The organism is Brevibacillus sp. NPDC058079 (genome assembly GCF_042885155.1).
Lineage (GTDB): Bacteria > Bacillota > Bacilli > Brevibacillales > Brevibacillaceae > Brevibacillus.
The window spans coordinates 171351-193580 of sequence record NZ_JBHVSO010000004.1; the positions used below are offsets into that span (position 1 = coordinate 171351).

Annotated in this window: 28 protein-coding genes; 7 read left to right on the forward strand and 21 right to left on the reverse strand. The window is 46.6% G+C overall.

From position 1 onward, the window contains the following. The first annotated feature begins 165 nt into the window (after positions 1-165). A complete protein-coding gene (locus tag ACFVS2_RS13990) occupies positions 166-1878 on the forward strand; it encodes a methyl-accepting chemotaxis protein (protein ID WP_390234821.1) in 1713 nt (570 codons plus the stop codon). A 364-nt stretch (positions 1879-2242) separates the two neighbouring features. Here ACFVS2_RS13990 and ACFVS2_RS13995 read toward each other — a convergent pair whose 3' ends face one another. From ACFVS2_RS13995 to ACFVS2_RS14010, 4 genes are read right to left on the reverse strand one after another with little or no spacing between them, the layout of a single operon-like run. After that, entirely contained in the window at positions 2243-2839 is a 597-nt protein-coding gene (locus ACFVS2_RS13995) for a sulfite oxidase-like oxidoreductase (protein ID WP_173616468.1), read from the reverse strand. 30 nt (positions 2840-2869) lie between these two features. After that, the gene (locus ACFVS2_RS14000; RefSeq protein WP_390234823.1) at positions 2870-3301 is read right to left on the reverse strand and encodes a CoA-binding protein; all 432 of its coding nucleotides are present in this window, start codon (positions 3299-3301) and stop codon (positions 2870-2872) included. Positions 3302-3348: 47 nt separating this feature from the next. Further along, positions 3349-4845, reverse strand: a complete 1497-nt coding sequence (locus ACFVS2_RS14005) for a leucyl aminopeptidase (protein WP_390234825.1) — start codon at positions 4843-4845, stop codon at positions 3349-3351. Positions 4846-4894: 49 nt separating this feature from the next. Then, positions 4895-5269, reverse strand: coding sequence for a DUF309 domain-containing protein (locus tag ACFVS2_RS14010; protein ID WP_007716730.1), 375 nt, complete (start codon positions 5267-5269; stop codon positions 4895-4897). Positions 5270-5422: 153 nt separating this feature from the next. Between ACFVS2_RS14010 and ACFVS2_RS14015 the strand changes: the two genes are divergently transcribed. Together ACFVS2_RS14015 and ACFVS2_RS14020 are read left to right on the forward strand one after the other, a co-directional pair. Then, positions 5423-5899 (forward strand): divergent PAP2 family protein, encoded by a 477-nt coding sequence (locus ACFVS2_RS14015; protein ID WP_047074924.1) that lies wholly within the window; start codon positions 5423-5425, stop codon positions 5897-5899. A gap of 12 nt (positions 5900-5911) precedes the next feature. Continuing rightward, positions 5912-6682 carry a cobalamin-binding protein gene (locus ACFVS2_RS14020; RefSeq protein WP_390234829.1) on the forward strand — a complete coding sequence of 257 codons (771 nt, stop codon included), beginning with the start codon at positions 5912-5914 and terminating at the stop codon, positions 6680-6682. A 90-nt stretch (positions 6683-6772) separates the two neighbouring features. Here the strand turns inward: ACFVS2_RS14020 and ACFVS2_RS14025 are convergent, their stop codons facing one another. From ACFVS2_RS14025 to ACFVS2_RS14050, 6 genes are all read right to left on the reverse strand, one after another. Further along, the gene (locus ACFVS2_RS14025; RefSeq protein ID WP_390234832.1) at positions 6773-7408 is read right to left on the reverse strand and encodes a 3D domain-containing protein; all 636 of its coding nucleotides are present in this window, start codon (positions 7406-7408) and stop codon (positions 6773-6775) included. Positions 7409-7567: 159 nt separating this feature from the next. Continuing rightward, entirely contained in the window at positions 7568-7828 is a 261-nt protein-coding gene (locus ACFVS2_RS14030) for a YuiB family protein (RefSeq protein ID WP_007716738.1), read from the reverse strand. 206 nt (positions 7829-8034) lie between these two features. Then, positions 8035-8199, reverse strand: a complete 165-nt coding sequence (locus tag ACFVS2_RS14035; RefSeq protein WP_390235469.1) for a YuiA family protein — start codon at positions 8197-8199, stop codon at positions 8035-8037. 160 nt (positions 8200-8359) lie between these two features. Further along, positions 8360-8836, reverse strand: coding sequence for an NUDIX domain-containing protein (locus ACFVS2_RS14040; RefSeq protein WP_173616475.1), 477 nt, complete (start codon positions 8834-8836; stop codon positions 8360-8362). 65 nt (positions 8837-8901) lie between these two features. Then, positions 8902-9153: a hypothetical protein gene (locus ACFVS2_RS14045; RefSeq protein WP_173616476.1), complete on the reverse strand. Its 252-nt coding sequence runs from the start codon at positions 9151-9153 to the stop codon at positions 8902-8904. A gap of 4 nt (positions 9154-9157) precedes the next feature. Next, on the reverse strand, positions 9158-10348 hold the full coding sequence (locus tag ACFVS2_RS14050) for an NAD(P)/FAD-dependent oxidoreductase (RefSeq protein WP_173616477.1): 1191 nt from the start codon (positions 10346-10348) through the stop codon (positions 9158-9160). A 349-nt stretch (positions 10349-10697) separates the two neighbouring features. Between ACFVS2_RS14050 and ACFVS2_RS14055 the strand changes: the two genes are divergently transcribed. Continuing rightward, complete coding sequence (locus ACFVS2_RS14055) at positions 10698-11708, forward strand: NAD(P)/FAD-dependent oxidoreductase (RefSeq protein ID WP_173616478.1); 1011 nt, start codon at positions 10698-10700, stop codon at positions 11706-11708. Between the two features lie 116 nt (positions 11709-11824). Beyond that, positions 11825-12115, forward strand: a complete 291-nt coding sequence (locus ACFVS2_RS14060; RefSeq protein ID WP_390234837.1) for a hypothetical protein — start codon at positions 11825-11827, stop codon at positions 12113-12115. A gap of 29 nt (positions 12116-12144) precedes the next feature. Here the strand turns inward: ACFVS2_RS14060 and ACFVS2_RS14065 are convergent, their stop codons facing one another. The 7 genes from ACFVS2_RS14065 to ACFVS2_RS14095 form a co-directional block, all read right to left on the reverse strand. Beyond that, positions 12145-12765 (reverse strand): hypothetical protein, encoded by a 621-nt coding sequence (locus ACFVS2_RS14065; protein WP_390234839.1) that lies wholly within the window; start codon positions 12763-12765, stop codon positions 12145-12147. 42 nt (positions 12766-12807) lie between these two features. Then, positions 12808-13167, reverse strand: coding sequence for a hypothetical protein (locus ACFVS2_RS14070; RefSeq protein ID WP_007716752.1), 360 nt, complete (start codon positions 13165-13167; stop codon positions 12808-12810). Between the two features lie 392 nt (positions 13168-13559). Then, complete coding sequence (locus ACFVS2_RS14075) at positions 13560-13943, reverse strand: cupredoxin domain-containing protein (RefSeq protein ID WP_173616481.1); 384 nt, start codon at positions 13941-13943, stop codon at positions 13560-13562. A gap of 147 nt (positions 13944-14090) precedes the next feature. Beyond that, positions 14091-15572, reverse strand: a complete 1482-nt coding sequence (locus tag ACFVS2_RS14080) for a DUF4153 domain-containing protein (RefSeq protein ID WP_390234841.1) — start codon at positions 15570-15572, stop codon at positions 14091-14093. Between the two features lie 121 nt (positions 15573-15693). Further along, positions 15694-15870, reverse strand: coding sequence for a hypothetical protein (locus ACFVS2_RS14085; protein WP_390234843.1), 177 nt, complete (start codon positions 15868-15870; stop codon positions 15694-15696). Between the two features lie 174 nt (positions 15871-16044). Then, entirely contained in the window at positions 16045-16404 is a 360-nt protein-coding gene (erpA, locus tag ACFVS2_RS14090) for an iron-sulfur cluster insertion protein ErpA (protein ID WP_390234845.1), read from the reverse strand. Between the two features lie 150 nt (positions 16405-16554). Then, entirely contained in the window at positions 16555-16776 is a 222-nt protein-coding gene (locus tag ACFVS2_RS14095) for an aspartyl-phosphate phosphatase Spo0E family protein (protein WP_017251347.1), read from the reverse strand. A 336-nt stretch (positions 16777-17112) separates the two neighbouring features. Between ACFVS2_RS14095 and mqnE the strand changes: the two genes are divergently transcribed. Then, positions 17113-18216 carry an aminofutalosine synthase MqnE gene (gene mqnE, locus ACFVS2_RS14100; RefSeq protein WP_007716767.1) on the forward strand — a complete coding sequence of 368 codons (1104 nt, stop codon included), beginning with the start codon at positions 17113-17115 and terminating at the stop codon, positions 18214-18216. Positions 18217-18320: 104 nt separating this feature from the next. On the opposite strand, the gene ACFVS2_RS14105 is transcribed toward mqnE, so the two are convergent. Beyond that, a complete protein-coding gene (locus ACFVS2_RS14105) occupies positions 18321-18584 on the reverse strand; it encodes a DUF1450 domain-containing protein (protein ID WP_173616486.1) in 264 nt (87 codons plus the stop codon). A 173-nt stretch (positions 18585-18757) separates the two neighbouring features. Between ACFVS2_RS14105 and ACFVS2_RS14110 the strand changes: the two genes are divergently transcribed. Beyond that, entirely contained in the window at positions 18758-19825 is a 1068-nt protein-coding gene (locus ACFVS2_RS14110; RefSeq protein WP_173616487.1) for an NAD(P)/FAD-dependent oxidoreductase, read from the forward strand. 53 nt (positions 19826-19878) lie between these two features. Here the strand turns inward: ACFVS2_RS14110 and ACFVS2_RS14115 are convergent, their stop codons facing one another. From ACFVS2_RS14115 to ACFVS2_RS14125, 3 genes are all read right to left on the reverse strand, one after another. After that, positions 19879-20637 (reverse strand): carbon-nitrogen hydrolase family protein, encoded by a 759-nt coding sequence (locus ACFVS2_RS14115; RefSeq protein ID WP_390234849.1) that lies wholly within the window; start codon positions 20635-20637, stop codon positions 19879-19881. Between the two features lie 146 nt (positions 20638-20783). Continuing rightward, positions 20784-21125: a hypothetical protein gene (locus tag ACFVS2_RS14120; protein ID WP_173616489.1), complete on the reverse strand. Its 342-nt coding sequence runs from the start codon at positions 21123-21125 to the stop codon at positions 20784-20786. A gap of 145 nt (positions 21126-21270) precedes the next feature. Further along, positions 21271-22164, reverse strand: a complete 894-nt coding sequence (locus ACFVS2_RS14125) for a hypothetical protein (protein WP_390234851.1) — start codon at positions 22162-22164, stop codon at positions 21271-21273. Between the last annotated feature and the right edge of the window lie 66 nt (positions 22165-22230).

Sequence of the window (22230 nt, forward strand, 5' to 3'; positions counted from 1 at the left end):
GCTAACATACCCCAAACTAGTCAGGTAAAAAAATGCCTTCCTCGGTCAGCCGTTGCTTCTATCCGTCGGTGTTATCGACTTTAACAGTCTACGAAAATGTTTAAAGTTTCAAAAATAGCGGAAAACAACAAGCATATCGTATTTTCATAAGAAAGGTGAGAGCAGATGTTCTTTCGAAATTTGAAGTTGTATTACAAAATCTTTACGCTTATTGTCCTAGCATTAATGATGTTGATCGCAGTCGGAGGGGTTGGGTACATTTCCACAAGAGATGTGGCCGAAAGCTCGGAAACGTTGTATAACGAAAACTTTTATGCTGTCGAGTCGATCAGCAAGATCCGCACCAATATGCAGACCAATGCCTCTTATTTTATGGAACTAATGGTTACCACAGACCAGAAAAGGAATAAAGAATTAATAGACAATATTGAACAAGTGAAAAATGATAATGCAAAAGTAATAGCCGATCTGGACAACATCGCTTTCGATCAGAAGAAAAGCGAGCTGTTCAAGAAATTCAAGGGATTGTATGACACTTACGTTACTGAACGAAATAAAACAATAGAACTTGCTACAACCAACAGGAACGCGGAAGCCTATCAGTATTACCTAACAAAAGTCCGCGCTGTGCAGCAAGAGACCTTCGATGTGATGAAGGAATTCTCGGACTACATGACCGATGATACAAGGAAGGTCAATGCAGAAAACAAGCAAAATGCCGAAACTGAAGCTACTTTCATGCTTGTTGCTGTCATCGTGTTTGTCATTCTACTAGCGGTAATAGGTGTTGTCATTAGCAATATGATTACAAAACCGGTAAAAAAAATACAGGAACTGATGAGCCGGGCCCAAGCTGGCGACCTAACTGTATTCGGAGAATATCAATCCAGGGACGAAATTGGGACACTTACCAAAGATTTTAATCAAATGATCGCTGGACTGCGTACCGTTGTCAGCAAAATTAACGACAATGCCCTTTCCTTAGCAGGGAGCTCGGAAGAGTTGGCAGCTAGCGCGGAACAAACAGCGGAAGCCACTACTGTCATTACAACGGCGATTCAGGAAGTAGCCAATGGCGCGGAGCAACAGCTTCACGGGTCAGAGGAGAGTGCGCGATCCGTGGAAGAAATGGCAGTAGGCATCCAAAAAATTGCAGAATCAGCCTATACGGTTTCTGCCTCCTCCACAGAGGCTTCCGAGGAAGCGATACAAGGAAATACTTCGATTCGAGAAGCTGTCGAGCAGATGGACTCAATCAAGGAGGCTGTAGATACCTCAACCAATGTCATAAAATTCTTGGGTGAACGCTCTGAAGAGATTGTCAAAATCGTAGATGTGATTACCGGCATCGCCTCGCAGACCAATTTATTGGCGTTAAACGCAGCGATTGAAGCTGCCAGAGCGGGAGAGAATGGAAGAGGTTTTGCTGTTGTGGCTGATGAAGTAAGAAAGCTTGCTGAACAATCGGAGGAATCAGCAAAACAGATTGCACACTTGGTTCACGAGATTCAAAACAATACGAACCATGCCGTAGGCACGATGAGTAAAGTAAACCAAAATGTTCAATCTGGGATCAGTGTCGTCCACGAGGCAGGTGAATCATTCCAGAAAATAGTAAACAAAATCCAGCACGTCACCGATCAAATTCAAGAGGTATCAGCTTTGGCAGAAGAGATGTCAGCCAGTTCCGAAGAGATCTCTGCTACTGTTTCTGAGTTTGAACGGATTTCCAAAGAAACAGCTGGGAACTCACAGTTGGTTGCCGCTTCCTCTGAGGAGCAGTTGGCTACAATGGAGGAAATTTCAGCTTCAACCCAATCTCTAAATATATTGGCACAGGAGCTTCAGGAAATTACAGGTACATTTAAGGTAGCATAGCATAACGATATGAATGGAAATCCTCGCATCTGCACAGATAGCGAGGATTTTTCGATGCTGATCTATTTTTGATCTCACTTGTTTTTTTAAGACAAATTGTCAAGCCACGTGCGAAAAAGCTTACATAATGGCAAGGTAGTGGCCTGTCTTGCGATCAACGGGACGTCACTCGCCTTGCTTTCCCCATATCTTCATTTTAGAAGGTGGTACAAATTAAGCTAACAAATCAAGAAGTCATCGATATGGCACGTACTATGAAAGAAAACTGGCGAAGCCGTAGGTGGACCAGGACGCCGAGTAGCTTGTGAAATTAAATCCTTTAAAACAAAAAAAGAGGCGGGTAATCACCGCCTCTTTTCCCAAATCAATCCCAAGCAAACCTCTGCTCTTTCCATGGATCTCCATACATATTGTACCCGTTTTTCTCCCAAAACCCTTGCTTGTCTTTCTCCATAAACTCAATCCCACGCACCCACTTGGCGCTTTTCCAGAAGTAGAGGTGCGGAAGGACAAAGCGCAGCGGCCAGCCGTGCTCAGGGGTCAAGTCTTCGCCGTTGTGTTTCGTAGCGAACAAATTGCCATTTTTCATAAAGTCGACAAGCGGAATGTTCACAGTCCATCCGTGCTCAGCGTGCAGCATGACGTACTTCGCTTCCGGCTTCACCTTTACCAGCTTCAGAACTTCCTCCACCGGAATACCTTCCCATTCATTGTCCAGCTTGCTCCAGCCTGTCACGCAGTGAATATCGTTAGTCGTGCCGCCTTTTGGCATAGCCATCATTTGCTCGTAGGTCAGCGTCACTTCTTCTTCGACGAGACCGAAAAGGCGAAAGCTCCACTCCGTAGACAGATCTGTATATTCGGGAACCTCTCCATAGTGCAGGACAGGAAAGCCTGTCGTCTGTTTTTGATTGGGTGGAATGCGATCGCGCTTGGTATCTGCCGCTGGGTTGATAAACATGTTGTTTCCACTCCCTCGATTGTCAGTCTCTTATTTTCCAACCCGCAAAAGGGCGTGATCTACCTTGATGCACATGTCCTGCACAACCTCGATGCCTTGATCAACAATCAATTGAGCCGCGTCTTCGTTGGCAATACCTTGTTGCATCCAGAACACTTTTGGCTTGTTCTGCATTTTCAATGCTTCCTGTGCAACAGGCAAGATGTCTTCACTGCGACGAAACACATTGACGATGTCGACTGGCTGATCAATCTCAGTCAGGCTCCCCAATACTTTTTCACCCAAAACCGTTTCACCCGCGATGATAGGATTGACCGGGATGATCGTGTAACCCGCGTTCTGCATGGCTTGCGATACCATATAGCTGGTACGGTCCGGCTTGTTAGACAGACCCACTACTGCGATCGTTTTTGCATCCTCCAGCAGTTGACGACGTGCTTCGTTGCTTGGATTTTGAGCCATGTGAAAACACTCCTTTTTTATATGGAAATGGGATATTGAATTATCTCTTATTCACTACGACTGGAAACAAACTCAACAATCGTACGTGTCATTGCTCCGGTACCGCCAGCTGGTTGCATGTCGCCAGCACTTGCTGTGTACGCCGTACCCGCGATGTCCAGATGTACCCACGGTGTATCGCCAACGAATTCTTGCAGGAAAACACCGCCGATGATGCCGTGTCCATAACGACCACCCGAGTTTTTCAAATCGGCAAAACGGCTCTTGTTCAGGCTGCGGTACTCATCGAAGGTAGGGAGCTGCCACAAGCGCTCACCCGCCACGTCTGCTGCGTTCATCAACTCATCCAACAGTGCTTTGTCGTTGGTCATGGCACCAGAGCAGAAGTGACCGAGTGCGACCACGATACCACCTGTCAAGGTAGCGGCATCCACCAGGCAAGACACTCCTTGCTCTTTTGCATAGGTGATGCAATCAGCCAGTACGAGACGACCTTCTGCGTCTGTCGTAATGATCTCTACCGTTTTACCGCTCATGGTCGTGATGACATCCCCCGGACGGAATGCCGTTCCGGATGGCATATTTTCCACGGTACCGACGACAGCCAGTACGTTTACTTTTGGTTTAATTTGTCCCAGTGCCTCCAATGCGCCGATCATCGAAGCCGCTCCACCCATGTCCGACTTCATGTCTTCCATGCCTGCTACTGGCTTGATGGAGATCCCACCTGTATCAAATGTCACGCCTTTACCGATCAAGCCAATGACATCGTCCCACGTGTCTCTTCCTTGATATTTGACTGCCACGACGTAAGGCTCAAGCTCGCTACCTTTCGCTACAGAGAGCACTCCGCCCATCCCCAGCTCTTCCAGCTTCGCTTTTTCCATGACTTCCACAGTCATGCCATAGCGCTCAGCTACCGCGACCATCGCATCCTTCAAAGCGCATGGAGTCAAGTAGTTAGCTGGTTCATTAACGAGTGTGCGAGCCAGATTCGTACCGGATACGAGCGCCGAACCACGCGCAACACCTGCCTGTACTAATGAGGCATCGCCATCTGCTGACAAAATCCGCACCGTAGCAACTGGGTCTGACTCACGCTTTGCCTTTTGACGGTAGCCCTCGTAATTGTATTCGGCAAGTCCAAAGGCTTCTGTCACTGCTTGCGCCAGACGGTCCGCACTCAGATGCTCTGTTGTTGGCAAATCAATAACTACTGTTTTGCCGTTGCCTTTACCCACAACCGTTTTGGCTGCACGTCCCCATGCATTGCGGGCTGCTACGAAATCAAATTTGCCTGGTTCGCCCATCCCGACGATCAACAGTTTTTTTGCAGCTACGTTGTTCATTCCGTGGACAACCGTAATTTCCTTTGCCTCACCCGTAATTTCCTTGTCCTGCTGCAAGCCACTCAGACTGCCTCCAAAAGCTTCGTCCAATTCCGGGTATACTTGCGAAATCTCCTCACCCTTCCATAGGGGGACAATCAGTTCATCACACGCGATATTCACAAGCTGTATGCGTTTTTCTACTGCTACTTTCATATACTCTTCCCTCTTTCTCTGTGGTAGGATACAATATGGGCACATTTGTTTAAAACGATGTGTCGACATATAAGCGCAAGGGTGGAAACGTCATGGCTTTTGCCTCTGTATAAGAAATGACATCCTTTTCCGGCAACAATTTCTCGCATTCATCTATGTAACGAAGAACTCTTGTTACGTCCAGTCCCCAATGAACTGGCTGGTAACGAGTCAAATACTTTCGTGCATTGCCTAACATCCAGCGAGCACCTTTTATATTGCCGTACTCTTGGTGATACAGTCCGACTGACAATTGCAGCAATCCTTGCAAAAACTTGTCTGACTTATCTTCCATCCAGATGTCTTCCAACAGATCGTGGCATTCGTAGTATTCGCCATCATTGAATTTTTCAATGAACTGTAAATACTGCTCGGGATACCCCATGGATGCATGCCTCCGTTTCGAACCTTCCGTCTTCATGGTAACACAGATTGGCAATGACTTTACATCCAAACAAAAACTTCACGGATTAAGACAACGCCCTTCTGTTACAATAATCCTAGAGATAAGCGCACAGTAGAAAGGAATGGATTTTCCGTGGCGGATTTTTTTGAAAACTTCCCCTTATGGGCAGCACTGCTAGCCATAGGGATCGCCCAATTTATTAAAATTCCCCTCCATTTTTTTGCAACGAAAACGTGGCAATGGTCACTGCTCATGAGTACAGGCGGTATGCCCAGCTCCCACTCTTCTGCCGTGACAGCACTATCCACAGCCGTGGGACTGCGTGAAGGCTTTGGCAGCAACATGTTCGCTATTTCTGCCATTCTCGGTGTGATCGTGATGTTTGATGCCGCAGGTGTCCGCCGCCATGCCGGTATGCAAGCCGTTGTCTTAAATAAGCTGGTCGATGAATTCAACCACCTGTTAGAAGGAATGAAATCGTTAAAAGTACGCCCTAACCAGGAAAAAGCGAAAAAACTGAAAGAACTGCTCGGTCATCAACCGATCGAGGTATTGATCGGCGGTTGGTTAGGCGTCATGATTGCGTTATTGCTCCATCCGTTTTTTTAAAGGAGGGCTCCCATGCGCATTGTTTCCATCTGTCCCAGCAATACCGAAATCCTGTATTATTTAGGCCTGCATGAGCATGTCGTCGGTTTGGATGATCACTCTGACTGGCCGCAGGAGTGGCAGCATCTCCCCCGGGTTGGACCCGATTTGACAATCGATATGGATCTGGTCACTGCCCTCCAACCGGATCTGGTCGTAGCATCGCTCTCTGTTCCTGGCATGGAGAAAAATATAGAGGCTCTGCGCGATAGAGACATTCCTCATATCGTGCTGAACCCTTCCCGGATCGCAGAAATCGCTCACGATATCCGACTCGTCGGTGAGGCGACAGGAACACAGAGGCAAGCCGAGCAGCTTGCGGTTCAATTTGACGAAACCATTGAAAGCATCCGACAAAAGGCTGCAAAGTACGCTCAACGCCCGAAGCTGTACTGGGAATGGTGGCCGAATCCCATCTACACACCTGGTCAGGAAAACTGGTTGACCGATGTAAGTGAGATTGCGGGTGCCACCAATATTTTTGCAGATTATCCTGTCGCAAACGTCAAGGCTACGCGGGAAATGGTCATGGAACGCAATCCCGATCATATTTGTGTCGTCTGGTGCGGAATTGAACTGAAGCGAATCAAGCCTGAAATGATCACAAACCGCCCAGAGTGGATGAACATGACCGCGATTCGAAACAATCAGGTCCATTTGTTGGAAGAAGGCCTATATTGCCGCCCTTCTCCTCGCATTTTGGAAGGACTGGAAAAGCTGGTTGATTTGATTCATACAAAATGACACAAAAAACGTTCAAAGCTTCTGCCTTGAACGTTTTTTTCTTTTTTCTTTCATGCCACCGATGCGGCATCCATTCGTTTTCGTTCGTTGCTATTCAGTTTGTTGTTTGCCGCTGACGGGTTCCGCCATGGCTGCGATTCCTTTTTCATTCAAGCTATTCAGAAAAGCTTCCGTTACCTTGCCTTCGCCTTTTTTTACGATGTACACGTCCACTGATTTTTTCCCCCATTGCGAGAATACGTCCTGCTTGGTCTCGAAATACAGGTCAATCTTGTGGCCGCGAATCGCTCCACCCTTGTCAGCTACAACGCCATATCCATAACCGGGAATGTACAAAATGGTCCCCAGCGGGAAAACGCGCAGATCAGCTGCAATCGTGGAATAGTCGTCTCTACGTACTTTTACACCTGAATATGTAATGCCATAGGACGGGTGAGATGGATTTTTGCCCGTCGATTCGTATCCAGCATAGTAGCCAGTCGCTACTACACGTACTTTTGGATATTGATCGTGCAATACTTCCGCTTTATCAATCACTTGAGTAAGAGAACTGGCAGATACCGTCCGTTTTTTGACGACATGTTGCCCCTCTTTCGTTTCCTTGATTCCAAAAGTAGATGTGACACCGTGGTCTCCCACAACATTATAGCTGTATCCATCGCTTGCGAAGGCCGTCAAGACCAGGATGAACAGCGCGACGATACTTACGAACTGCTTTCCATTCATTTCTTGGTAAACCTCCTCTCGTTTCTAGTCATGTCCCGACGAGGAGGAAAGTATACACAAATTTTGGTTGATTACAGAAATATTCAGTCAGTTGCACGTTTTTCCAATAAAATGCCAAAAGAAAAACAGGCCCGAAATAAAGGCCTGCTTGTACTTGTTTTAAAACATCCGATATCCTTTTTTGCGAAGCGTTTGAATGGTCCAGCCACTCGCCACTGTACCTGCCATGCCGCAGCCCAGAATAAGCGAATCCCAAATTCCCGGAACGATTTGTTGATAGACAAGTGCACCTACGACTACACCAACGCTGATCACAACAGGAAACCATGTTGTTTTCAAAATCATGTTTAAAATAAACCCAATGCCAAAGCCTAGCACGGAGAACAGAACAATGGATACCATAAATTGCATCAAGTTCATCGACGAAAAAGACCTCCTGCCACCTTCTCCACCTTTTGCCACTTCCTCGGCAAATATAGGAAAGACGGGCTATTTTCGGTATTAAGTGTAGCAAAAAGTCGAGGGATCGGTCAATAAGAGAAGCCCATCGTATGTGTTGCGCGCCTGACAGAAAAAACCGCCGATGCATTCGCTTCGACGGTTTTCTATGCGAGGTTCCTTAATCATTATTGATGAGAAGAAACAGCTTCCTTCTGAGATTCTTGTGTACCTGCTCCGTCACAGTTAGGACAATTCTCCGAGCCCCCCAGGAGCAGTTGGAAATACCCTTGGCCATGGCAGTATGGGCACTGTTCTTGTTTTTGTCTCATGTTGAGCTCCCCTTTCGGTATACATGCGTGAGAATTAATTGCATGTATTTTCAGATTATTTTGATGTATCTAACTATATCAGAATCTCCCCTTGGTTCACAATGCAGTTCATCGCGAAAAAACCATAAAAAAACCGCAATGTAAGCGGAAACATTGCGGTTTATCTAGCTCTTTCGCAGGATTACTTAAAGATTTTATAGGAAGTGTATTGAAAAATGGGATCGATATCAAACGATTGACCTGTCATTCCCTGCTCCCGTTTGATATAGTCTGGCAATATGATTTTCAAATAAGTCGAAGACAGCGGGTCATGAAGCAGCTCCTGTATCGGCATAAATCTCGCCTCCGCGATCTCACCTTCCTGCGGGCGCGGTTCCCCACCTATGTAATCCATCCAAAAAACGACCATATTGTCACTAATAGACTCCCGGATGACGCCTGAACGGATTCCCGCTACTTGTCGCACGACTGCCTCGACACCCGTTTCTTCCAGCACCTCACGCACTGCTGCTTCATCTACAGTCTCGCCCTCCTGCACGAATCCCGCAGGAAATGACCATTGTCCTTTTAGTCCGCTGTACGTTTTTTTGACAACCAAAGCTTCTTGCCCGCGAATGACGATCCCGCAGGCGCCTAGCCAAACCTTCCCTTCGCGCATCCAGCTCTCTCCTTCCATATCCTAGCTAAACGAAACCCCCGGCTCTTCTTCGCCGGGGGTACCTATCAATCATCCTCGTCATCAAGGAGCCCATTATCGATCATGTATCGCAGATTTTCCCGATCCCTTTCGCGGCCCTTTTCCTTGAGCCGTTCGATGGCAGGCAGGATGAGAATATCTACTTCACGCTGTACATGCCATGCCAAATCGTGTCGCCCCTGTTCCTCCAGAAAAGCTCCCACTTCCATCAAGGCATTGTACCGATCCATCTCTTCGCGGACCATGAGCCCCCGGACTTGAATGCTCGCGTGACGCATCGTTTTACAGCTTTACTTTCTTTAGTGCGAGACCGACGCCGCCAATTTTGTACAAGTAGCGCAGGTCGCTCGCTTTTTTCATCATGGCTGCTGTGCTGCCGAACAGCTTTTTCGAACCAACTTGCCCGATGCCCTCACCTTTTCCAAGAGAGGCCAGTGTCCCTTGCAAATGCGGGGTGAATTTTTGTGGCAGATCGCCACGAACCAATGCAGCGAGATTCTCACCCAACGTCTCGCCTTCCTGTACCGCAATTTGCGCAGTTGGCGGGTAAGGACGTCCCTCTTCGTTGAAGATCAATGCGCAATCTCCTACGACAAAAACATTCTCATGACCAGGTGCACGCAAGTATTCGTCTACCTTGACGCGACCGCGCATGACTTCGAAGCCTGCTTTTTCCACGATGCTGTTGCCGCGGACACCTGCTGCCCAAACCACCGTCTTCGATTTGATTTCTTCTCCGGTAGCCAACAGCACGCCATCCGGGGTGCACTGCTTGATCGGTGTTCCAATTTTGAACTCGATGCCTTTTCTCCCCAATACATCCATTGCGTATTGGATCAGCTCTGGATCAAAGCCAGGTAATGCAGTTGGTGCTGCCTCAATGCAGTAGACTTTCACCAGTTCTGGATCGACATCGAATTCTCGGCACAGCTCTGGCAGACGATCGCCGAGCTCTCCACAAAACTCAATACCTGTAAAGCCAGCTCCACCCACAACAAACGTGAGGTAGTCCGTACGATCCGGCTCATTTTTAAATTTGGAGAACATGTATTCAATGTGCTCGCGAATATTGCGGACCGCATTGATGCTGCGAATGCTAAACGCATGCTCCTTGAGTCCCTCAATTCCGAACGTTTCTGGCTCGCTGCCCAATCCGATGACGAGATAGTCATACGACAGCACTTCGCCATTTTCGAGCGTGACGGTCTGCTCCTCTGACTGAATGGCTTGCACCGTTCCTTTGACAAAGTTGACTTTGTCCTTGTTCAAGATGCCATCCAGACTGACGCGGGCATGATCCGCAGGTGCTGTACCTGCAGCCGGCTCATGCAGCCAAGTCGTGATGTAGTGATAGTTGTGCTTGTTGACCAAGGTGATTTCTGCCTCATTGTAGTTGAGCTTTTTCTGTAGCTGCAACGTTGTGAGCAAACCACCGTATCCAGCGCCAAGAATCAGGATTTTGGGTGTACCCATCAGTATCCCTTCCAATCATGTATGATGTCATTGTTCATGGTAACTTAAGGAAGATTGTGCGATTTTTCACGTGGTCTGGTACAGATTAAGATGCCCCATTTCATGATCCGTGTAGTATCGGAATTATTGCCCTGTGATGCCACCCGAACCACTCTGTGAAAAAATGCACAAAGTCAGCCATAGAAAAATGTGACAATTTCTTTACAGTCATCCTCATCTTATCGGCAACCGCTTGGATTTGCAAGGTTTTTTTGCCTATCATCTTTCGAATTTTCTCTCCTGTTTTTCTACTTGTATGGGTTATAATGGTTGAGGAGTTCGCTTACGATTAATTCGGAGGTGCTTTGGATTGAACTTTCTACAAAAGGACGAGCAAATCTACGACATTACGATCATTGGTGGCGGCCCTGCCGGGTTATTTACCGCTTTTTACGGCGGGATGAGGCAGGCCAGTGTAAAAATCATTGAGAGCATGCCCCAGTTAGGTGGGCAGTTATCCGCTCTTTATCCGGAGAAGTACATATATGATGTAGCCGGATTTCCAAAGGTTTTAGCACAAGATTTGATCAATAATCTGAAAGATCAGATTTCCCGCTTTCAGCAAACCGTTTGTCTGGAAGAAAAAGTGGAAAATGTCGTAAAAAAAGTAGACGATGTGTTTGAAATCACAACGGACAAAGGCACTCACTACTCCAAATCCGTAATCATCACTGCTGGGGTAGGAGCGTTCGAACCTCGCAGGCTGGAACACCCAGATGCCGTCAAATATGAAAAATCCAATCTGCACTATTTTGTTACCGATCTGAACTCCTTCAAGGGACAGCGTGTAGCTGTTATTGGCGGCGGTGATTCCGCTCTGGACTGGTCCCTCATGCTAGAACCTATCGCAAAAGAAGTACACCTCATCCATCGCAGAGACAAGTTCCGCGCACATGAACACAGCGTAGAAATGCTCATGTCCTCCAAAGTAAACGTCACGACACCTTATGAAATTGCAGCTTTGCACGGCGAGGAGCGCATCGAAAAACTCACGCTGACCCATTGCACGACAAAAGAAGAAATCGATCTGGAAGTTGATGCAGTCATTGTCAACTTTGGCTTCATCTCCTCTCTCGGTCCGATCAAGAACTGGGGGCTGGAGCTCGAAAAAGGCTCCATCGTGGTCGATACCCGCATGGAATCAAACATTCCAGGCATTTTCGCAGCAGGCGACATCGCAACCTACCCTGGTAAGGTCAAGCTGATCGCTGTCGGATTTGGTGAAGCACCTACTGCTGTAAACAACGCGGTTTCCTACTTTAATCCGGATGCCAAATTGCAGCCTGGTCATTCTTCAAGCATGGACAACTTCAAATCGTAAAAATGTTTGGTCCCTGTTGTTGCCTCCGATGGCTGCGACAGGGATTTTTCATTCCATTGCATAACCGCTTTTGTTGGCGTGCACAGTAGAAGCAACAACGAGGAGGCGATTACACTTTGAATCATCTGTGCCCAGTTTGCAATGGCTTCACGCCGCTCCAACAAGCGTGTTCAACGTGCGGTCAAGCTCTGCAAGATGCAGGCCGTCTGTATGACTTTTATGGGAGCTACAGCCCGTACCGGGAGATAGACGATGCCAAGATGGACAATGGTTACATAGATCGTACACGCCACCAATGCATCCATACAGGCTGGTGTCCCTCCTGCCAAACCGAACAGATGGTCTTCCTGAATGAATGGACACCCGCTATGCTTGTAACAGATATGAAAAAGGACGCCTACCAGTAAGTCGGTCACGTCCTTTTTTGTTCGAAACGTTATTTTTTCTTCATGGCCAGCTTTTCCGCCATGCGAGAATTGTTTGCTTGCATTTGTTCCAGCATTTGCTGGAGTGACTCCTTAATCTTGGCTGTTTCGCCAGATTCAATCGCCGAGTCAAAAGCTTCGTGTGTTTTTTTCATTTGCTCGATCCGAGCTTTTCGGGCGTCACGCTCTTCTTTTGGCCCCATATTTTTGTCTTTCCAATCCTTGAACTGCTTTTCCATCTGTTCGTTGGTGATTTCTCCCTTTTTCACTTGTTCATTCAGCTTGTTGATCAGTTGCTTGCGTTCTTCACGCTTCGCTTGCCACTTCGGGTCGTCACTCAGCGCTTCGAACTCGCTCATTAACCGATCACGTTCTTTAAACGCTGCCTGCCATTTCACAACGCTATCTGGTGCATATTTTTCCGCTAGCAAGAGCATGTACATTTTTTGATGAACGCCTCTGTTTGAGCTGTGTCGCACCTTCATGTGCTTTTCCCCATGCTCATCATGGCTGTGAGTCGGCTTGATCACCTGGTCAACTGTTGCAGATACATCTTGGGCCAACGCAACACCTGGCATGGCGATACCCATTACCAGCGCTGTTGTCATCATTCCTTGCTTCCACATCTTCATACTATTCACTCCTTCTGGTAGAAAACGTCTATGATTGATCCGTTAAAAAGGGCGCAACTCTTCTCTATCCAACCCCAATAGTTTTACAAGGCCCATTTGCTCGAGATCACTTTTTGTTTTTTCAGTGCCATACTGATAAATGAGTTGGTAGATGGCCCTCAGGTTGTCATCGTATTCGTCGTTGTCCCGATCCGGCATGTCAGACCATAGCGTATGCCCATGCATCCACATCATGAAATCCCCATGGACGCAGTTATTGAACAAATCTCGCATCATGCCTACTTGAACATCGGTTGCTTCGATCTCAAAATCGTACGTGGCGGAGCCTTTTTCATCGCGGATTTCTGCCACTGTCGTTCCTGCTTGTAAGGTCACGTAGTAGTGTTTCTTATCCAGTGTCACTCATCTCCTTTTTGGATCGCATCACCGACTTGAAAACTTTTCCTCCTTACCATGTACAAAAATCGCGGAAACATGTATATGACAAGCAAAAAAGCCCTCCGTCATGGGAGGACCTTTGCCTGCTAGCTTCTCTCTTGTATGCTACGATCGATCTTCTTTCCGCAAATTATGCCCAGTGTTCTCTCCCGTTTTCGGAGGAGTACTGCGTGAGCCGGCGGATGCTTCTGTTGGGCGTTTGTCTTTATTGTTGTGCTTGGACATGTGGTTCCCTCCCTTACTCGATGAGTGGCTACCCATGTAGTATGCCCCCACCTGTGAAATGAAAAAACACCTTGACCCGCTATGCAGGCCAAAGTGCTTGTTTGTTGTTTTATTCCATTAAGAGAATCGAATTATTTCACGACTAATTTTGCTACCATTTTGCCATGGTCCGGTCCACAGATCACGTTGCAAAAGATGGTGTACTCACCAGCTGTATCGATTTTCATCGTTTTGCTGCCATCTTTTTGGAGGTCTACATCCAGCCCTTGGATACCAATACCGTGAAAGCCTTCTGTCGACTTAAAGTTGAGCGTGAACTCTTCGCCAGCTTTTACTTCAAAGGTTTCTTGATTGAATTTCCAGTTACTAGCTTCGATATTCACTTGTGTGCCAGTAGTCGCTGCAGGAGCCGCTGCATCCGTGCTAGCAGCTTGATCCTTTCCTCCGCCGCATGCTGTAATCAACATTGCAGACAATGCAACTGAAGAAACCAACATACCCCACTTCTTGTTCACAATGACCCCTTCTTTCTTCTTTTTCTACACTTCCATCTTACTCGATGAAATCAATCCAAAATCTGGGATCGTGTGAACGAACAGTGACGAATTGAGGAACGATTGATGAACACGCGATAGATCACCTCGTCTCCGCTCTCACTACTTTCAAGGAAGATATGCCTTTACCCGATACTCCGAGAGATTAAAGGACTGCCAGCTATTGTCCTCATACAAAATCTCTTTCCGCTCCTGCAGCATCTCCATAAACCTCTCTTCTACCTTTTTATCCCGCACAAGCTCCATAACCACTGGTATGGCGTCATAAGACAGCTCGCTCAAATACTCGATGTCGATGTGGCCAGTCGCATGATAGCGCTGTACATTGTTTTTAGCAATGATGACGTCCATATTGATGTAATTCAGAATGACGTAACTCACTAGTGTCACAATCGCGTAATACTTGATCAGGGAGAAACGGTCGCGCCAAATTTTCAAGAGAGCAATGTTAAACAACACAAACAGAAATATCATGAAAACGTGAGCTAACAGCCGCGTATGCGTATACCCGTAAGCATCCTCATACAGCGAGAGGCGAAAATAGGCAGACACGAGCATGAAACCCGTACAAATCGTCAGCATACTCAGCAGAACTTGAATGATCCGGTAGAGCATTGGTTTTGCCCGTGATGCGAAATGCATCGTGCATAGGAGAATCAAGAAATTAATGACGGTGACCGTCACCAGCTCATTGAAGCCATTTCTAGCATACTCGGCGTACGTCAATTCATCTGGTAAAACTCGCTTCGCCCCGCTGAACAAATACGATATCTGAATGTATGTAAACGCTGTGTACACGAAATTGATGATCGCCAGAATCGTTACAAGGATAACTCCGTCCCAGACGATCTTTTTGTCATCTCCGGGTACAGGCAATTCCACTACTTCTTCTCGTTTCCCGAAAAGAGAGTACATGTAAGCAAACACAAGGATCGTAATGAGCCCGATTAGCATCATTCGAAAGATTGTTTCAAGTGAATCGACATCAATCACCCTTCGAGGTATTTGACCCAGAAAATGTCCAAACACACTATCCGCATTCGAGAGCAAGGAGAGTACAATCACCAATAGAGGCACCGAGATGCCGATTCCTATGAAAACCTTCTTCATCACCCCATACTTCTCCTGATTCACCCTACCCTTGATCCATTCCTTTGTCAGCTTAAATGGCAGGCGCGTATACTTCGGGGTGTAAAGGAGCAATGTCTCCATCATCTCCATGAAAAAGCCTGCCTCGTACCATTTCGCTTGATGACGCTTGGTGATCAGGATCGTTTGGATCACGAATAGAAACGGGATCAGTAGCAGGTTGAACAGGTGAAAATGCGGATTGGAAAATAGAAAAAAGGTAAAGGCCAATAGAAAAATCGGAAGCGACCATATCCAGTCGAATACTTGCTTTCGGGAAAAGCCTATATGAATGCGTTGCCTAGCCTGCCAAATAAAGAGACCGTACAAGCCGATTACGAACAATAGAAAAGAGATACCCAATCCTTTACCGTAAAACATCCAGTCAAACAGTAAGCCGCTTCCAAATGCCCCCAGCAATAACCACTGCAAGCCTTTTTGTTCTTGCGTAACATCAGCCAACTTCTTCACTCCTTACTCATGCTTTTGCCTAAAAGTGAGCTAAGAGCAGTCTCCAAAAAGGAGCTGCTCTTGTAAGTACGTGCATATTTGGATAAATGTTACATTTACGGATAGATGTTCTCTATTTCAATTTCTCGGCAATCATCAGTAAATCTTTTTTTGTCAGAGCAGGATTCAAGGTATGCCGAAAAAGAAACGGAGTGCCGATCTTTTGCATCGCATCGATGATCAAACCAAATTGGTTGATATCCCCCGCTCTGACCTCCTTTAGCGCTTGCTCCATTTCGTTATGATCCAAGCCCTCTCACCGCCGATTCGCACGTATAACAAACAAAGGCGTCATTTTGTGACACGATTTGGAAATTTTTATCCGAATACTCCCAACAAAAAAACCTCTTCAACTCATGCGAAATTTCCGCACAAGTCAAAGAGGTCTCTATTAGTCTTATTCACCAAATACTAGCAAAAGGCCTTAGTCGTCACATTTCTCCGCTTTGCCTTCAGCGAGTGCCGTCTTAAACGAAGAGCCACACCCACAAGAAGCGACTGCATTCGGGTTCTCGATAGAGAAGCCTCCGCCCATCATCGATTCCTTGAAATCGATCTCTGTACCTTTAATGTATGGGTAGCTGTCCTTATCGACAATAATTTTCACACCGTTTTGCTCGAAGGTCTCGTCGCCTTCTTTCATCTCTTCGTCCCAGCCCATCCCGTAGGTAAAGCCGCTGCAACCACCTGTTCTGACACCTACCCGCAAAAACACATCGGGCTTGCCTTCTGCTGCCAGCATTTCTTTTACTTTCAGACTGGCGCGCTCTGTCAATGTAATCATGCTTCTTTCCCTCCTTCACAGGCTCATTATTCCTGCACTTGTTACAACCAGTATATTCAGTTTACTAAGAAACGCTTCTTCCCACAAGGTTCCCCTGCACTTTACGCACTCATTCTCTCTTTACAAATAAAAAAGAAGGGTTTCCCCTTCCTATGCAAAATGTGCATTATTTTCCATTAGATAAAATCTATAAGCTTTCTTCCGGTTCCCTGCCTTAGACAGACTATGATCGATCTGGTTCAGTTCGTTGTGTAGTTGATCAATTTGTATACTGTATTCTAGGACATCTGGATGATCTAACCCAAACTCTAACCCCATATATACCATACGCTGTCGAAGGAGTTCGATTTTCTCGAGCAAAACGTCCCGCATTTGAAGCTCCTCCTAGTAATAGATCAGGATTTCTTACTATATTTTACAAGAACAGCTAGAATTTCGCAAACAAAAATTACTTAATTTCCGAAAATATACCAAAAATACGACGGTAATTGTTATATTTTTACATACAAAACTTCCTTCTAGAGAGTTGGAGAACTTATGATATTGTTCGTACTTACCAAGAGGTTTATAATATAGGTGCTCTTGTTGTCCGAGATTTACTCTATTCCTAAGAGCCTTTCCACTCCCATGGAACGAATATCGATTGGGTACGACTGGATTAAAGCTCTTTCATCTAAGAACCATTGACTTTGAAAGGAAGTGTTTGGAATGGCGCTTGAAACGATTGCCATACAAGACAAATCTCTCGCCGGAATCGCAGAAAAAGTCATGCATGGCGAAAGACTTACCTTGGAAGACGGTGTCACCCTTTTTAATTCCAACGATCTTTTGACGATTGGACAATTGGCTAACGTTGTTAACTATCGCAAGAATCAGGATAACGTTTACTTTTTGCAAAATCTGTACATCAACCCAACGAACGTATGTGAAGCTCATTGCAGATTCTGTGGCTTCCGCCGCGATGAAGGGGATGAAGGTGCCTACACAATGAGCATGGAAGAGTTGCTTCATTATGTAGAAACTCGCTTCCATCCAGGTATCCGTGAATTCCATATCGTTGGCGGACATAACCAGCACAAGCCATTTGAATACTACCTCGACACCCTTCGTACCTTGAGAAAAGCGTACCCAGATGTGACGATTAAATCGTATACAGGTGCGGAGATTGAGTTCTTCTCCCGCATTTCCGGTCTATCCATCCGCGAGGTTTTGCAAGAGCTGATGAAAGCTGGTCTCCAAAGCCTCACTGGCGGTGGCGCTGAGATTTTGACTGAGCGCTATCGTATGAAAATGAGCCCGGAAAAAGCAAGTACAGACATGTACCTGCAAGTACACCGCACGGCTCATGAGTTGGGCTTGAAAACACATACCACCATGCTGTACGGCTCCATCGAGACATTGGAAGAGCGCGTGATCCACATGCTCCGCCTGCGCGAGCTGCAAGATGACACAAACGGCTTCATGGTGTTCATTCCATTGGCTGTTCAACCGATCCAAGCAACAGCTGGAATCAAACGCCGCAACTCTGCCATTGATGATTTGAAAACAATGGCGATCAGCCGTCTGATGCTCGATAACTTCCAGCATGTCAAAGCATACTTCATCAACATCGGTACCCAGCTCACACAACTTTCTCTGCAAATGGGAATTTCCGATGCTCACGGAACCTTGATCGAGGAGCGCATCAGCCACTCAGCCGGTGCACTTACCCAGCAAGCTCTGACTGTAGATGAGTTGGTCTGGTTGATCAAAGGCGCAGGAAAACGCGCGCTGGAACGCGATACCTTCTACAACGTGATCAAAGAACATTAATCCAAAAAAAAAGCTGATGCTCCAAATCAATTGGGCATCAGCTTTACTATTTTGATACGTGCACGGTTGATCATGCTCCCCAATGAACATCCTAAGAGAACAACTTACAGAGGAAAGTCTGCATTCAGCAGCTCTTCTTCCTCCCGTAATTTATTCTTGATTTTCACCAGTAATTCATCGGCTGTTGGAGCTTGTACCAATGTGCCGTTTACGAGCGCGAATGGCTCCATGTAGCATTCACCGCAATACCCCAGACAGCCGTACTCGAGTACGTCCACATCCAGATCAGGATCATTTTCCAATGCATCCACGACGGATTGCGTATAGGAGGAAACATTGCTCGCGCAAAATTCTACTAGTGGTTTCATCTATTGTCACCTACCGATTATTTCGACATCATCACGTACTTTATTGTACCGCGACTTTGATAAAAATCCAGCGGAGAAAACGGGAAAAAGATTCTGCTTGCATTTTTAGTGAAAGAGACTAAAAATAGAGTGGGTGCTGTAAAAAACGGACAGAAGAAAGGACTAGACCTTCTATGAAACGACTTGTGATCCTTGGAGGAGGATACGGGGGTCTTCGTATTATTGAGCGAGTCCTGTCCCCTGATTTACCAGATGACGTGTTTATAACCCTCGTAGACCGTATGCCGTTTCATGGCTTGAAAACAGAGTATTACGCTCTGGCGGCAGGTACTACACCGGAATCTCACCTGCGTGTTAATTTTCCAAACGATCCACGCCTGACCGTCAAATACGGTGAAATTGCTGGTGTGGAATTGGACGAGCAGGTCGTCAATTTTGCTAACGGGGACACCCTCTCCTACGATTGGCTTGTAGTCGGATTGGGTTGTGAGGATCGTTACCATGATATCCCTGGTGCTGATCAATTTACATGTTCAATTCAAACCATGGGAGCTACTCGCAACACATACATGGCAATCAATAATGTGAACCCATACGGCACGGTTAGCGTTGTGGGCGGTGGTCTTTCCGGAGTGGAAATGGCTGCTGAACTGCGCGAAAGCCGTCCCGACCTGAATGTACGCATTATCGACCGCGGTCAAAACATTTTGAGCCCATTCCCTAAAAAGCTTCAGGAATATGCTTCTCAATGGTTCATTGAGCACGATGTACAGCTTGTTTCTATGGCGAATGTCACTAGCATCGAGCAAGGGATCGTGTACAACCACAACCAGCCTGTTGAAAGTGATGTTATTGTATGGACAGCAGGTATTCAAGCGAACAAAATCGTGCGCTCTCTGCCAATCGAAACAGATAACATCGGACGCGCCAAACTAAATCAGTATCATCAAATCCCATCCCATACGAACGTGTATGTGGTAGGTGACTGTGCAAGCACCATCATCGCGCCGAGCGCACAAACCGCTGAGATCCAAGGCGAGCAAGTTGCCTTGATGTTGAAAAAAGACATCAAAGGCGAGGAGTATCCAGCTTCATTGCCTGCTCTCAAGCACAAAGGCTTCCTCGGTTCCCTCGGCAAAAAGGAAGGCTTTGCTAGCATGGGGAAAATGTCTCTGGTCGGTCAGATGGCTCGTGTCATCAAGAGCGGTCAGCTATGGATGTACAAAAAGCATATGGGATAGTGCACAAGCCTGTTGGCCGGATGGTCTAACAGGTTTTCTTTTTGTATAACTTCCTATTCAACCAATTCAGGTCGGAAGCGCTGGGCCAGCAAACGCGTAGCTCTCGCAGGATCAATTTCGCACACGAGCAGCTCCTCGGCGCCTGCTTTTGCCACACACAGCCGTTCCCCCGTAGGTGAGATCATTGTCGTCGTCACCTGTTGATTCGGAATCGCGTAGTTCACGCTGGCGAAGTAGATGTTGTTTTCCAAACTTCGGCAAACCATTGCCCCGTTGTAAAAATCGGGATTGCTCACTTCACCTGTAAACATCGGATGGAAAACGATGCTCGCCCCGCGGCGTGCCGCCCACCGTACCGTCTCTGGATATCGCCATCCTTCGTGGCAGATGACAATGCCAAACGACACATCCTCTATCGTAAACAAGTGGCGCCCTTCGCCCGGGACATAGTCAAACAGATCCTCATCAGGATCGATCTGATTTTTGATTTGTAGCCCAAGATCTTCTCCCTGTTTTCCCACCACAAAGGCGACTAGATGATAGCCGCGCTCATCCTTCCATTCCATCGGTAAAATGACGGCAAGCTGGCGTTCCTTCGCCAGAGCACGAATCTCTTCCAAAGCTCTCTGTTGTACCTCATGATCGTATGCTTCCACTTCATAGCCTACACCGCGCAGCCCTGGAATCACCGATTCAGGAAAGCAAATCAGATCGCAATTATTTTCCGCAGCTTTGATCATCTGCTGCTTGATGATCGCGAGCCCCTCCTCCGCTGATTGAGGAAACATCGTCTGAGCCAAACCAATTTTCATGAGGGATACCTCTTTCTATGAAAAATTCGCTAGAAAAATACAAGGAAAAAACAGGAATTTTCAATATCATTCCATTATACAAAATAATTCTCCCAATGCAAAAAAACCGTCAAGATTAATCCTGACGGTTTCCTCATTTAGCTGGTTTATCGCTTTTGGACACGTAAAACAGGTACTTTTTTCGGTTCAAAGGTGTCTGCCAGTACCTTCTCTTGAATGACATTCAGCTTGAGTAGACTGGAGATTTTCCCTGTATCCGCCTTCGACATGAGGCGCCAAAGCGAAGGATCTGGCAAGGCGTTGTAAAGACGGTCATCGTTGTATTCTCGCCGCTCCTGGTAGGAGATCAGCAGCTTGTATTCGCCTTCCTCTACGCTGCCTGCTTCGCTGTAAGCTTCAATCAGTTTACTCCGCAGCTCGTTCAACTCTTCCTCTACCTGCTTTTGAATTTCCTTCAACTCGTAGTAGCGAGCAATCGGTTGGTCCATCCGCTTTTCCTCCTTTGGTTACCCCTGTACCCAAAATCCATATGAGAAAAAGTCGGTTGGTAGAACCATTCGCTGGCAACGAAAAACAGCCTCCTTTTTTCATTTCCGTCATGAAAAGGAGGCTGCGGATCAAGCTCTACAATTATTACTTTTCAATCATCGTGTTGATCGCTTCACCTGGGTGTTTTTTCAAGAAAGTAGAATATTCTACTTCCCATGGATTCCATTTGCCGTCACCTTGATAGCCCCATACGGAGTTGATACGGGAAACGGTATCTGTGTTGTTCATTCCTACAAGGCGTTGCTCACCTACCAGCTCAAATGTACCGTTCGCATCCATATCGACTGGAGTCAAAGAACCGAATGGATAAGAGAATACAGAAACAGCATCTTCTGTTGGCTGTACTTTGCCTGCTTTGTCATACAGCTTGGCAGCTACGTATACATCCTGGTTGGCACTTACGTCAAGCGTCAGTGGCTTATCCAGGTGGGAGCCTTTGCCCTCTACTTTAAAGCCATCTACAAATTTCCCCTCGTAACGGATTCCTTCGTTTTCCTTTTCACCAAAAATCACAGCTGGTTTGTTGTTTTCAAAGGTAGCGATTACGTGGCTGTAAACACCGCCGCTTCCGCCAGTCGCTGTTTTCACGAAGGCATCCGCAACATGATCACCCGTGAAGTCTACGAGAGTCAGCTCGCCTTCATAGCCGCCCAGTTCTTTGATATCCGTTTGGCTATAAGCGCCGGATTTTCCGTCTTTTACTACGATGTTCATAGTGGAGGAATAGATGTCATCCGCTTTTTCTTTTTCGCCAATCAGGTATACGACGTCATCCTTCTTATCGCCATTCACGTCAGCTGTTTTTTGATCGATCACATAGGTGTTTTTCGCGAGCTTCAATTCAGCTGCGGCAGAAAACAACTTTCCTTTTTCAGAGTCTGCGTGAGCTACTTGTGTGTTCATTGCAGAAAATCCAGCTACGCCTACAACTCCTGCAAGCAGCAAATATGTAACAGGCTTCATCCATTTTTTATTCATCGTTATGGCCTCCACTAGATGGTAAGTTATTGGTTACATTTACTACTATAGGACGAAGCCTGCTCT